The 13,535-nt window shown below is 28.0% G+C and carries 13 protein-coding genes; all 13 read left to right on the top strand.

Features of this window, described 5'->3' with window-relative positions; all coding sequences use genetic code 11:
• Positions 1-12: 12 nt before the first annotated feature.
• Entirely contained in the window at positions 13-621 is a 609-nt protein-coding gene (locus INR60_RS04915) for a hypothetical protein (RefSeq protein ID WP_194190361.1), read from the top strand.
• A 400-nt stretch (positions 622-1,021) separates the two neighbouring features.
• Positions 1,022-1,546, top strand: coding sequence for a hypothetical protein (locus tag INR60_RS04920; protein ID WP_194190362.1), 525 nt, complete (start codon positions 1,022-1,024; stop codon positions 1,544-1,546).
• Between the two features lie 141 nt (positions 1,547-1,687).
• Positions 1,688-2,791, top strand: coding sequence for a hypothetical protein (locus tag INR60_RS04925; protein WP_194190363.1), 1,104 nt, complete (start codon positions 1,688-1,690; stop codon positions 2,789-2,791).
• 303 nt (positions 2,792-3,094) lie between these two features.
• Positions 3,095-5,758, top strand: a complete 2,664-nt coding sequence (locus INR60_RS04930; RefSeq protein WP_194190364.1) for a hypothetical protein — start codon at positions 3,095-3,097, stop codon at positions 5,756-5,758.
• A 560-nt stretch (positions 5,759-6,318) separates the two neighbouring features.
• On the top strand, positions 6,319-6,966 hold the full coding sequence (locus tag INR60_RS04935) for a GIY-YIG nuclease family protein (protein ID WP_194190365.1): 648 nt from the start codon (positions 6,319-6,321) through the stop codon (positions 6,964-6,966).
• A 3-nt stretch (positions 6,967-6,969) separates the two neighbouring features.
• Entirely contained in the window at positions 6,970-7,296 is a 327-nt protein-coding gene (locus tag INR60_RS04940) for a hypothetical protein (RefSeq protein ID WP_194190366.1), read from the top strand.
• Positions 7,297-7,555: 259 nt separating this feature from the next.
• Positions 7,556-8,035, top strand: a complete 480-nt coding sequence (locus INR60_RS04945) for a hypothetical protein (protein WP_194190367.1) — start codon at positions 7,556-7,558, stop codon at positions 8,033-8,035.
• Positions 8,036-8,111: 76 nt separating this feature from the next.
• On the top strand, positions 8,112-8,429 hold the full coding sequence (locus INR60_RS04950) for a hypothetical protein (RefSeq protein ID WP_194190368.1): 318 nt from the start codon (positions 8,112-8,114) through the stop codon (positions 8,427-8,429).
• Between the two features lie 65 nt (positions 8,430-8,494).
• Positions 8,495-8,965 (top strand): terminase small subunit, encoded by a 471-nt coding sequence (locus INR60_RS04955; RefSeq protein WP_338015005.1) that lies wholly within the window; start codon positions 8,495-8,497, stop codon positions 8,963-8,965.
• A gap of 298 nt (positions 8,966-9,263) precedes the next feature.
• Positions 9,264-9,875, top strand: a complete 612-nt coding sequence (locus tag INR60_RS04960; protein WP_194190370.1) for a recombinase family protein — start codon at positions 9,264-9,266, stop codon at positions 9,873-9,875.
• A 50-nt stretch (positions 9,876-9,925) separates the two neighbouring features.
• Positions 9,926-11,374 carry a phage terminase large subunit gene (terL, locus tag INR60_RS04965; RefSeq protein ID WP_194190371.1) on the top strand — a complete coding sequence of 483 codons (1,449 nt, stop codon included), beginning with the start codon at positions 9,926-9,928 and terminating at the stop codon, positions 11,372-11,374.
• A gap of 85 nt (positions 11,375-11,459) precedes the next feature.
• Positions 11,460-12,761 (top strand): phage portal protein, encoded by a 1,302-nt coding sequence (locus tag INR60_RS04970; protein ID WP_338015006.1) that lies wholly within the window; start codon positions 11,460-11,462, stop codon positions 12,759-12,761.
• Entirely contained in the window at positions 12,751-13,512 is a 762-nt protein-coding gene (locus tag INR60_RS04975) for a minor capsid protein (protein WP_194190373.1), read from the top strand. Before INR60_RS04970 ends, INR60_RS04975 begins: the two co-directional genes overlap by 11 nt.
• Positions 13,513-13,535 lie beyond the last annotated feature (23 nt).

The following is a 13,535-nucleotide window of genomic DNA, read 5'->3' on the forward strand; positions in this document are numbered from 1 at the left end:
GGGGTGTTAGATATGAAAATTATTATTATAGTTTTAATTTTTATACAAACGCTTACAAATTGGACTACAAAAGAAATAAAAATCGATAAGCTAATAAATTTAAACTATAGTAATATTGTAGATGATTTTAACAATTACGAGTATAAAAAAATGAGCGAGTATGATATTTTGCTTACAGAAGATGTAGTAGAAGCATATGTAAAAAACGGGGGCGTAAGCAGATGGGGTTTTGATGTAGCTGGTCTGTGTAGTTATCAAGAAAAAGTTATATATATTGATACTAATTGCAAAAGTGATCTACCAAGCGATATTATGTTACATGAGTTTGGTCACGGGTTAGATTACAGCTTTGAAGAAGATAAGTATATCTTTTCAAGTCATAATGAATTTGAAAAATATATTAAAAATTATAAAGATATAATATTTCGAGATGAGAATGGATATAAAAAAGATAGTTGGTATGCTAATTATTTTAAAGAGGATCCTATAGAATTTTTTGCAGAAACTTATATGTTATATAAAAATAAAAAACTATTATCTATAGACTATGATGCGTATTATGAGTTTGAGAAATTTTTTGATTTAGTGTTAATAGATAATAATATGTTTATATACAAATAAAAAAACTAGCAAAAATATATTTACAAAAAAATGTAAACATGCTAGAATAGAATTACTCATCTAATTTTTGGTATAAAATAACCACCATACTATAATTATATGTAGTGGAGAGCAAAATGTCAACTTTTTATTGAAAATAATAGATATTTTTTTTGCTATCTTATTTTCTCGAAGAAAATCAATGACTTTTGTACTTAAAAACGGTTTTAGATATCTATTAGGGTATTTACTCTATTGATATACAAAAGACAAAATAGAGCGATTTAGAGGTAAATAAAAAATTAATGAATGAAAGTGGGGAATTGAAATGAAATTAGAAGAAAAATTAAAAGATTTAGAAATATCATGTAAATGTGATGATGAGTATTTAGGAGTATGTAAAGAAACAATAGGTGACTTGTTGAACGCTGAATCAATTAATGATTTGCCATATATCGATTGCTATGGGGATGGTGATAAACAAGAGTTTTTATATGAAATATTTAGTGAGTATTGTGAGTTTATAACAAAGGATGGTACAAAGATCATATGTGAGGAATTTGCTTGTCAGTGCTTTGAAGATAAGCAAAACCATTGTTGTTTTTATAATGTGAATAATGAATTTTATATATGTGCTGAATGTGGTATGAAAATGAAATATTATTCCGATATATGGAATGAAGTAATAGATAAATTTGAATTAGAAGAATATCTATATGAAGAAATAGCATTACCTAAAGACTGGAATGAAAATGGAGTAAGGAAATATTATGAGAATTATTTTGAAAAACAAAAAATACAACAAGATAGATTGGAACAAAGAAGAATTGCAAGGGAAAGAGAAATGTTTTTAAATTATGGTTGCAGTGATTGTATTCATATGAAAAGATGCGAATGTGAATATGGAAATGATGAAGATAATTGTGATGATTTTGAATGTAGATAGATTTGTTTGCGACGAGTTGTTAGGTAAAAAAGTAAAAATATTTAACATAGAATTACAATAATATTTAAATAATATGAGTAGGTACTTAATAAACAATCAAAGTACATACAATAATAAGATATAAAGAGGGAGATATAAACAGTGCAAATTGAGAATTTAAAAGAGGGACAAGTTATAAAGAATTATAAAGAGTTATGTAATATACTAGGGAAAGAAACAAAGGTTGGTAAGAGTAAGCAACTACAAATTAAGGATTTTGATAGATATTTTAAGTACAAAAAAGAAGGCAATAAATTTATTATAGAAGAAATATATCAAATTGCAAAAGAGAAGGTTGATAAGAGGTTAATTGGTGTTTACACAGAAGATTTGGAAAGAATTATATTAAGAATGTGTAAGAAGATGAATGAAAATGAAAACTATAGCAAGATAGAATTGTCTGTATCTGGTATGCTTATGCAACTTAATATGATCAATGCTAACTATAATATAGGAAGATATCATATGAGTAAACTTAGCAATTACACTCGAATACCTATCGATACTGTAAGAGATTTTTATAATAATACATCTAACAATTTGCGTTATGCTGTCGAGAGGGTACTTAAACAATTGCAGGACAGATGCTTGATAAAATGGAGCTATATTTATAAAATACAGACTTGTGGTGGTGTCTATAAAGAAGCTACCGATAGGGATTTATTTAATATTGCCGAATCTGAAAGAGAAGTTTTGAACGAGATGAACTATAGCTCTAAAAGTCAAGTTATTAGTGATGGTAAATATAATAATTTTAATAAAATGGTACTAAACTACTTGGAAAAATCTAATATTAAGAAATATTATAGTGCTTTTAAAATAATAACAACTTACAAATTTCAAGAATTTTTGATGGATGATAAAAACGAGTTATTAGAATTGAGATTAGAAGATTGTAAAAACAGATTAAACAATAATGTTATAAAAAACATTATAAATAATGCAGAGAACAGGCAGAGAACGGCTAAATCTAAAAAGGATAATGGGGTATTTTTGAGTGCTAAGGATGAAGTAAGGGCATTGGAATGTTTTGTAAGTGATATTGAACAATTAACAAATATATGTATTCAAAATTTATCGAGTATAACAGACATAGTTAACTTACAAGAAGAATTAAGTAAGGTAAAAGCTGAGGCTTATACTTATCAAAACAAAATATTAGATTTGTGGGGAATTAAAGAGGAATTATTTGATATATTGTTTTAACTTAAAAGTTGTCACCTTCGCATTATAATGATATAAATATATCCTTAAATCCAATGGTGACAAGTTTATTAAAATAGTAAAACTAAATAAAAAAATAATTGGCATTTAGTTAATAAATAATGTAGCGATAGTGGAATTATTTTTAACTCAATGCACGGAAGAAATCTCGTTAGAGTTTCTGACGGCAACATAGTAAGAGTAAAGTCGTAGCTAAAGCTACTCGTAAATTATGCATATACTTACACTATCGCTACAGTATAAGCCTAATTTAAATTAAAATTTTATTAAGAAAGGGAATGATAGATGGTGAAAGGGTTATATATAAGAAATATAGAAGCTGTCGATGCTTTAAAATTCGAAAGAGGAGAAAGAGAGTACATAAAAGCAGAGTGGACTGGATTTATTCCGCATAGCTTAGAATTATTAAAGTTAAAACAAGAAAAAATAGAGGTATTAATAAACAAGAGCTTAGTTAGATTAAATAATAAACATCTAAATTCAAATGATGGTGAGTTACTTAAAAGCAGAGATTTAATAAATGTTAATTTTAATTGCGGTTATAAATATACGTTCAAAAAAGAAATTGAAGAAAAAATTAAGTATTATAAAGGGAAAATTAAAGATGAAAAATTACAGATTAAGACAGCGGAGAAATATAAAAATATAATAGATGAACTAACGACAAAATTAAATAGTGAGAATGTAAATATTGAAGAAAAAGAAAGCTATAAATTAACTGTAGATGCTTTAAGAGAAAAAATATATAGAGAAGGTTTTAGTGATGAGAATGGCATTAAGTTTGTTTTGTATAAAAGAAGTGGCTCTAAAAGTAGACAAGGTAAAGTTATTTTTATAAGGGAAGATTTAGCACGTGAAATGTTGGAATGGAGCAGGATGTATATTGATTTTAAACAAGAAGAAGAAATAGATATTGTTGGATTAGGAGCATATAGTAGTTTAGTTAGTTCTTCTATAGAAGATACAGTTATAATTAAACCAAATTCTATATTAATAGTTGATGATATAGAATCTAGCTGGATACAACGAAGTAAGTTTATTTATAAGGATAGCAATACTAACAGATTAAGTGTTAGAGAAGAAGCGGATGGCCTTTTAGCATCAACGCCAACCGATGGATCTTGCTTGCTAGATAAGAGCTATTTTGAACGAGGGATAGACTTTAAATTATTAAGAAATCATATGTTTAAGTCGTGTGCTTTTAGGTGTGATGTACAGTTATTTTATAAAGATTATTGTAAAAAAGAAGGGATAGATTACAATTCTTTTAAAGTTAAAGATATGTTTGGAAATAAAATGTTAGCAAAAAACGTAAAAGTGATATGCACACCTAGTTCCCTAAAAGCTTTAAAATTTGCTAATTTTGTTTATGGGGAGACGGAAAAAGATATGTTTGAATATTGGAAAGATATCGTTAAGAAAGATAAAAATGTGTTTGGTGTGTGTAAGCATAATAAGTCTAGTAAGCATAAATTTAACGATGTTGAGTACAATCAAATGTCATACCAGATGATTAATTCGCTTCCATTTACAGAAAATGAATTAAAAAAAGTATGTGAATTCGAGATTAATTATGTAAGTAGCTTAAAAAAAGATATTAATGTATTTAAAGAGTATTTAATTAGGAATGCTAATAATTTAAATTGCAATGAAGCTGTAGTTGCTGTGCTAAATACCAGTAAAGACTTTGAACAGACTAGTTTTTTTAGGGAATTCAGAACGCAAACAATAGGTAAATATGTTGAGAAGCTGAAATCTGGGAAAATTAAGAATATAGGAGATTATTGCACCATGATTGCAAATCCAATTTCTTATCTAAAACAAAGCTTAGGGATATATGATCATAACAGTACTGAACTAGAGGGGAATGAGATATATACAAAATTATTTGCGTTTAATAAAGAATTAGTTTGTTTTAGAAATCCCCATACAAGCCAAGCTAATGTATATATAGCAAGAAATAAATATAACGAAGATATAGAAAAGTATTTTGGATTTGGTAAAAATATTGTTGTTGTAAATGCTATAAATAATGCTATTTGCCAAATATTAAGCGGAGCAGATTTCGATTCAGACAACTGCTTAATTTATGAAAATGAAACGCTAGTTGATGTTGGTAAAAGATGTTATAGTGAGTCGTTAGTTTGCGAAAACAAAGTTCTACAAGATAAAGTCAAATATAAGTTAAACTTAACCAATCTTGCGAAAGTAGATAATAAACTGTCTGAATCTAAAAGAATAATAGGCAGAGTAGTTAATCTGGGACAGTTAGCGATGTCTAAATTTTGGGATGAAAAGATAAATAATAAAGATACAACAAGATTACAGGAGATAATAGATATATGTACAATTCTGAGTGGTATGGCTATAGATAATGCTAAAAAAACATATGATATAGATATAAAAAGGGAAATAGACTGTATTACAAAAGAGTTAAACATAGATAAAAAACCGTTGTTTTGGAAATATGTGAGTTCAGACAAAAAGTTAAGAAGTGGCGAATACAGAAAGGATAATTTAAAAGAATTTAAAACAAGTATGGATATGCTTAACAATATACTTACACAATCTATTAAAAGAGAGGAAAATAATAAAGAGTGTTTAAAAATAACAGATGTAATTTTTCTTGAAGAGTTTACTAAAAATAATGTTAATAGAAAGAGAAAGTCTAAAATATTAGAGCAAATTGTTGAGTTGGATAACGAGATAAAACACACACTAGATAATACAACGGAGTCGGAGAAGGAAAAGAAGTTAAATATGCTAAATGTTAAAGTAGATAAAAATCTATCTAAATTAAAAAGAGCTAATATTACAAAAGATACTATGTATTCGATATTGTTAGAATTAGATTCTAAGAAAAGTAGTAATTATACAAAATGTAAGAAAAGATTGTTTAATATATTATATCAATATAATAGAGAACAGTTTTTGGGGTTATTTAAATAGAACAAAATGAGTAAAAATAAGCCAAAAGTGAAACAGTGACATAACTAATTATTCGATATATCGCAGATAAGTGAAATTGCTATATGGAGAGGTATATGGCGAAAGACTATATGTTTAGTAGCCAGCATTAATGCAACTAGAGCAGATTAGATTCTGCTCTTTTTTATTTTTTCAATAAAATGATTATAATAATTCAATTATATTATAACTTATAACAATAATAAAGTAAATATTTTTTTAGGTTAAATTTACGAAAGTAATTTCATTTTAGGTAATTCGCTAGTTGATGCAGTTCAAATCTGCCGTTCCTCCCAATTAAATTGAAAGCTAGCTAAGACAAACACTTATAGATGAAGGTAGTAAATCTATCTCAGTTAGAAACTGGTTTGTTAAAGCTTTGCTAGTAGCAATACACTAGCTATTTAAATTAAGTTAATTGCCAAAAGTTTTTTCTATCATTCACTTTTGCTTTTTGTAGTTAGCTTAATTTAGATATTTTGTATCTATAAAAATAAGTTTGGCATTTATCTTAAAAAATGTCTGGAAAAATGGAGAATTATATGCGAAATAAGATGAAAGTACACGGAACAGTAAACAAAGCTGGGGTATATGCTATGTTTATAACAAAAGATAATGGAGAAAAAGAATACTTATATGTTGGAAGTGCTATCGAAGTTAATGATGCTTTAAGCAGACATATCTATTACTTAAAAAGAGGCAAATATGCTTTTAATAATAAAGCTATCTTACAAAAATATTATGATTTAGAAATGTTAGAATTTGAGATTATAAAAGAAAGTGAGATGAACTATAAATTAAGCGAAATGTCTAGCAGAGAGAAAGAAACGGTGCAAAAAAGTTTAAGTATATTAGAAAAAATGTACATAGATCTATTTAAAGATACAATTTGCAACAAACACATGAAAGTAACTAAAAGAAGTAGTAATAGAAATTCTACAACTGTTTTAAAGAGAAGAAAAGTCAATTTAGGTACTAAAAATCCAAATTCTAAGTATAGCCAAGATCTAGTGGAAGAGATTTTATGGTTCAAGGAAAATACTTCTTTATCTAACTATAAAATAGCTGGCCTAGTAAATGAGCAACTAGGCTATAATATGCATAAGAATTATGTTTATAATTTAGGTTTAACAAAGTGGATAACAGTAAGTCCAAAAAATCATGGGATTTTAAAGGTTGAGGTGGCTTAATATATGTTAGAAAGTAATAGTTTACTGGAATTAAGTAATAAGTTAATAGATATTAATAGTAATTTAGTAGATATTAATATTAAAATACAAGAAAAATACATAAAAAATATACTTGAAATATACGATAATACATATTTAGAAGAGTTAAAAATAGAATTTGATTTAAACGAAGGATATTTTGCTATTAATAACGTAATACTTTTTAGAAAATTTAACGATAAAATGAAGCAGGAATTATTAAGTTGGTCTTTAAAGAAGATTAAAGAATATAAAAATGTAGAATTAATAGAATTAAAAGGAACAAAGGTAGGTGTTAAACTGTGGATTTAAGTAAAATATTTGTTAGGATAAGTAAAGATAAAAATACAGACGAATTAAAGTTTAAGTTGTTTAGAAAAGAAGATAAGAGATAGTGTAAAAGCTGTCTCTTTTTATTGATGTTGTGTAAAATATGCAAACCTTGGGTAAATGTTCTTTTTGCTGGTTAATTAGAAGTTTAATACAATTGTAAATATAATTAAAACACATTCATAAGTTATTTCGACATAATGAAAAATATGTTATTATATTCATTATATGGGAGGTAATAATGAGTGAAAGAAGAGAAACAGTAAATATGAGAAGTGAAAGAAAGAGGTTTAATATGAAAAAACAAAGTTTTGACGACATTATTTTTTATACACAGCTTAAAGATGCGTATAAAAAGTCAGGTAAAAATTATACTTTCGAAAAGCACAGTGAAATGAAAAAGTGTAACTGCTATCAAAATGATTATAAACAAATATTTGAAACAGTATTTATATTTTATGGTGGAATTATGGTATCTTGCTTGATTGCCTTATTTAGCAATATATTCGATAATAAAGAATACACAGGAAATGAATTTTTGATTGCATTTTCTGTAGTAATTGTAGTTCTTATTGTAATTTTATATTTTTTCTATAGAAATAAAATTAAAGATAAAGATGAAGAAATAGATATAGCAGCATTAAAGGTTTGTGTTTTAGAAGAATTGGAAAAAGAGGAATTTCTGGAAAGTTTAAAGCAAATAAATAAAAGTAATTCTTAAGCACAAAATAATCCTCAGTAAATTAAAAAAAGGAATTTAATCACTTTTATAGAAGTTTATAACTAGAGGTGATAAAATGTTAGAAAATTTAATAAAACAAAAAAATCAATTTAATGACAAATTTACAGAAGAATATGGTTATGGAAGTGAGTTTGGTATTTGTATTGAAGCAAAATCTGAGTACTTGCAATGGTTAGCAAGATTAGGTACATATGCAGAAAGAAATCTAAAAAAGAAATATCCAGAAATGACAAGTTTAATTTTATCTAAAATTAGTAATCAAAGTATCATGAGAAATGATTTTGATATAATTTCAGGGTATTTAGATTCTGCAAAAGAACAAGAAGATATAATCAAAAAAAATAAAGATGCAATTTGGGATTTAAATAAATAATGACTAAGAGACTCTTGTATGAAAATATAAGAGTCTTCTTTTATGTAAAAATTGCTTTATTGGAGGTGATAATAATGGCTAAAACAAAAAATAAAGGTATAGGACAGGGTATTGGTGGTGGACAATCTTTAAAGTGGAAAAGTCCAGAGGAATTAGAAGATAAGATTGCTGAGTTCTACAAATGGTGCGATGATAATGATAAGAATAAGACTATTAGCAGGTTAGCATGGTTCTTAGGAACGAATAGAACAACGTTACTTAATTATGAAAATGCTGATGAATTTGGATGGTTGAATAGGTTAGACAATATAACAAGAAGGAAGTATGTTAACACGATTAAACAAGCGAAGGCATTTATAGAGTCTGAATATGAAGAACTTCTATATAATAAGCAATCCAATACTGGAGCTATCTTTACTCTTAAAAATAACTATAAGTGGGTAGACAAGCAAGAGATAGTAACAGAAGATAAGAACTCTTTAAGCGACATAAGTGAAGAAGAACTTAATAAGAAACTATCGGAGCTATCTAGGTAATATAAAATCTTTATTTTATGTATCAAAAAACCAAGGTATAATGATACAGTTAGATGATGGAAGATAATAGTAGATAAACACAGTCTAACTGTATCTAATTGCCTTTAAAAGTGTATCACTATAGTAGCATAGTTTAATGATACATTATATAATAATATTAAGATAAGACAAATTGATTGTATCCCCTACTCTAAATGGGGGGGAGGGGTAATTAGTAGCTGGATTACTTTATAAAAAGCTATTAAAAAAATTTTCAAAAAAATCAAAAAGTCGAATTAATATTATTGGAGGATTGCATATGATAGCTAAGTATTTAAGGGTTTCTACAATTAAACAGGAACAGACTAGACAACAATATCAGCTAGATAAATTAGGAATTAAATTTAATAAAATATACGAAGACAAAATAACAGGTAGCACTAAAGATAGACCAGCATTATCCCAAATGATTTTAGAACTATCAGAAGGTGATACAGTGTATTGCGAAAGTATAAGTAGACTTGGAAGAGATTTAAAAGATCTAATAGATATTATTGATACTCTAGTTAAAAAAGGTGTTAGGGTTGTTATAGTTAAAGAAGGAATAGATACAAACTCATCAACGTATAAATTACTTCTCGCGATATTCGGGGGAGTAGCAGAAATGGAGAGAGAAACTATACAAGAGAGAACTCAACAATCCATAAATGCACTTAAAGAAACTAGAGAAGAAACAGGAGAAATAAAAACTAAAAGTGGCAAATGGTTTGGTAGAGAAATAAAAACTAAAAACGATTTACCGAAAGACTTTGAAAAATATTACAACAAAATGATAAATAAAGAAATCTCTAAAGTGGAAATGGCAAAGTTATTGGGGTGTGGTAGAGCAACGCTTTATAGATGGATTAAATTATATCAAGATAGAACTTAGTTAACTAAGTTCTTTTTTTATGCAAAAAATTAAATAGGGGGGGTGTTAAATTGCAGTTAAGCAAAGCACAACAAATAGAAAAAATAATGCTTTTAAGGCAGAAAAAGATATTAGAAGCAAGAAGAAGTTTTTGGTGCTTTTGCAAGGCCTTAGCACCAGACTTTTACAGAGAAGAACGTACATATTTAAAAGAATTAGCTAACACACTACAAGACATCTATGAAGGTAAGATAGAGAAAAAAGGACTAACTATATCAATGCCACCGCGACACGGTAAATCAAGAACCGTAGGGCTTTTTACAGCGTGGTGTATAGGAAAAAATAAGGCATCGCAAATAATGACTTGCTCGTATAACGAATTAATAGGTACTGAGTTCTCAAGAAACTGTAGGGAACTTATACAAGAAGAAAGAACGGATGATTTTAGCATTGTATATACAGATATATTTGATGATGTAGAGATTAAAAAGGGTAATAGTTCCGTTAACAACTGGACAATAAAGGGTGGGTACAGCACTTATTATGGTGGTGGATTTGGAAGTTCTTTTACTGGAAGAGGTTGTAATATTCTTATTGTGGATGATCCAGTCAAAAATGCTGATGAAGCACTATCCGAAAGTAACTTAGATAAAATATACAGTACTTATACAGATACTCTAATGAGTAGGGTAGAAGGCAATGGAATTACAATAATTATTCAAACTCGTTGGGCTAAAAAAGACTTAATAGGTAGAGTTCTAGAAGATACAGCAGATGATTTTGAAGAGATAAATATGAAGGCTTTCGATGGTAAAAATATGCTATGCGAAGATGTATTAAGTAAAGCAAAGTATGAAAGTCTAAAAAAATCTATGTCTGACTTAATTTTTATGGCTAACTATAATCAAGTTTGTATAGATGCAAAAGGTGTACTTTATACTAATCTGAAATTATATGATGAAATTCCAAGGGATGATAATGGGGATATGGTTTTTGAGCAGATAGTAGCATTTATAGATACCGCCGACAAAGGACAAGATTATTTAGCTTGTGTTGTTGCTGGATGTTATCAAAAAGAGCTTTATATTTTGGATATTCTCTATACGCAAGAACACATGGAGATTACAGAAAAGTTAGTTGCTAAAATGCTCTATGAGAACGATGTAAATGTAGCAATATTTGAAGCAAACAATGGCGGTGGGTTATTTAGCAGGAGAATAAATGAAATTCTTCTAAATGAGTATGATACGAATAAAGTTGTTATTAAAGATAAAACTCAAACTAAAAATAAGTGGACTAGAATAATGACTACATCGGTTTGGCTAATGGAGCATGTGTTATTTCCTGCAAATGCCAAGCATAGATGGAGAGAAGCTTGGGAACATTTAATTACATTTAGCAAGAATGGTAAAAATAAACATGACGACTTAGAAGATTGTTTAACAGCTTTGTGTGAGAACTTTGGACAGGGTGTGAAGAAGGAAAAACGATTGAGAGTAGGTAATATTAGAGGGATATAGAGAGGAGGCGATTAGTATTAAGACAAACATAAAGAAAAATATAAAATTTAATTACAACATACATAAAGAAGATTTAAGTAATGAAATAGTAAATAAACTAATAGAAATGCATGGTGATATTGTAAAGAATAGATTTAAGCAGCTAGATAATTATTATGAAGGGAAGCATGAAATTTTAAATAGAGTTATAGAAGATGATAAACCGAATTCTAAAAATGTTTTTAATTATTGTAAGTACACATCAGACCAACTAACAGCTTATTTTTTAGGAAAGCCAGTCAGCTATAGTTCAGAAAAAACTTCATTATTTGATTTGTTAGAAGAAAATAACAAGATAAATAACGCTGAATTAGAAGATAATAAAGCAGGACATAAAGCCAGTGTTAAAGGAGTTTCGTATTGGCTGTGCTACACAGATGAAGAAGGTAACTTTAGATATAAAACAGTAGATACAGACTCTATTATATACATATTAGACAATACCGTGGAAGAAAAGTGTGTTATGGCTATAAGATACTACAAAGAGAATTCACTTTTAAACGATGATGAAAGAACAATTATCGAAGTATATACTGATAGAGATATAATCACATACAGATTAGATAGTGGAAAATTAACTTTAGCAGAGGAAAAAGAACATTTCTTTAAAGAAGTACCGATTATCGAGATCGCTAACAATCGTTGGCATAGAGGGGATTTCGAGGACGTAATAGATATACAAGATGCACTAAATAACGTTAAAAATGATGTAGCAAATGATTTAGAATACTATTCTAATTGCTTATTAGCACTGCAAGGGATTGACGATACAGATGATAAAGAAATAAAGAGATTAGAACAGCGAAAAGGTAGAACGCTATTTTTACCAGAAAACGGTAAGGCGTCTTTCATTACTAAAAATATTAATAATAATGTAGTAGAATACTATGCAAAAGATTTAAAAGATGATTTCCACTTATTAGCTAGTGTACCAGATCTAACAAAACTAAATATAAGCGGTGACATGAAAGCAACTGCAATAAAAAGTTTATTTTTTGGAACAGAACAAACTGTAGCAGAGAAAGAAAGATTTTTTAAAGTGGCTTTGGAGAAGAGGATTAGATTATTCTGTAATATTTTAAATTATAAATCTACAAAAGATGTTTTTAGTTGGAGAGATATAGAGATTACATTTAATAGAAACATTCCTGTAAACCTTAGTGAGTTTGGTGATAGCGTTATTAAATTACAAGGTACGTTACCTAAAGCAATGGTGCTTGAAGAATTAAAGAAAAATGGCTTGGATATTGATGTTAAGAGAGCTTTACAATTGCTAGAAGAGGAACAGGGAAACAATATATTTGATAATTCCATAATAGGTAATGTAGGCGAAGAAAATGAAGAATAGTGAGTATTGGGAAAAACGATCTCTAGCAATGATGAAGAAAATCTATAATACTAGAGAAAAAGAAAATAAAGCTTTAGTTAAGTTATATAGAAAAGTATTAACTACTACTAAAGGTGAGTTAGAAAAGCTATATTCCAATATGGATAATATCAGCTTATCTGATGCTTATAAGTTCGATAGATTTAAAAATATTGAACAACAATTAGAAGAAAATATTAAAGAATTAACTAAAAAAGAAATAGAATTTGACAAAGGATTATTAGAAAATAGCTATAAAGAAGCATATAAACAGGTTGGCAAAGATCTAAAAATAGATTTTACTAAAATAAATACAGAATCAGTTAAAAAAGCTCTTAATTATCCGTGGTCGGGTGCTATGTTTAGTGAAAGAATATGGAAAAATAATAGTAAACTTTCGTTTGATGTTAAAGAAATAATAACAAAAGGACTGATTGAAGGTAAAAGCTATATAAACATGGCAAAAGAATTAAATGATACTATGGGGCAAGGTACATATAACTCTTTACGTTTGGTTAGAACAGAAACAGCACATATTGTTAATCAAGCTACATTGGATAGGTATAGCGATAGTGGATTGGTAGAAGAGGTTAGAATAATTTCTGCGGAAGATGAAAGACAATGTGATGTTTGTGGAGAATTGCACAACACAGTATATAGGCTAGGCGAAGAACCTACGTTACCCCTCCATGCACATTGTAGGTGTTGTTATGCACCAGAAATTAAGATATAGGAACTACAATTAGTTCTTTTTTT

The organism is Clostridium chrysemydis (genome assembly GCF_015234215.1).
Classification (GTDB): Bacteria; Bacillota; Clostridia; order Clostridiales; family Clostridiaceae; genus Clostridium; species Clostridium chrysemydis.

Bases quoted from the DNA above. Each gene is read 5' to 3' on its own strand.
- INR60_RS04915 (WP_194190361.1), top strand. From the start codon at position 13: ATGAAAATTATTATTATAGTTTTAATTTTTATACAAACGCTTACAAAT.
- INR60_RS04930 (WP_194190364.1), top strand. From the start codon at position 3,095: ATGGTGAAAGGGTTATATATAAGAAATATAGAAGCTGTCGATGCTTTA.
- INR60_RS04935 (WP_194190365.1), top strand. From the start codon at position 6,319: ATGCGAAATAAGATGAAAGTACACGGAACAGTAAACAAAGCTGGGGTA.
- INR60_RS04940 (WP_194190366.1), top strand. From the start codon at position 6,970: ATGTTAGAAAGTAATAGTTTACTGGAATTAAGTAATAAGTTAATAGAT.
- INR60_RS04945 (WP_194190367.1), top strand. From the start codon at position 7,556: ATGAGTGAAAGAAGAGAAACAGTAAATATGAGAAGTGAAAGAAAGAGG.
- INR60_RS04950 (WP_194190368.1), top strand. From the start codon at position 8,112: ATGTTAGAAAATTTAATAAAACAAAAAAATCAATTTAATGACAAATTT.
- INR60_RS04960 (WP_194190370.1), top strand. From the start codon at position 9,264: ATGATAGCTAAGTATTTAAGGGTTTCTACAATTAAACAGGAACAGACT.
- INR60_RS04975 (WP_194190373.1), top strand. From the start codon at position 12,751: ATGAAGAATAGTGAGTATTGGGAAAAACGATCTCTAGCAATGATGAAG.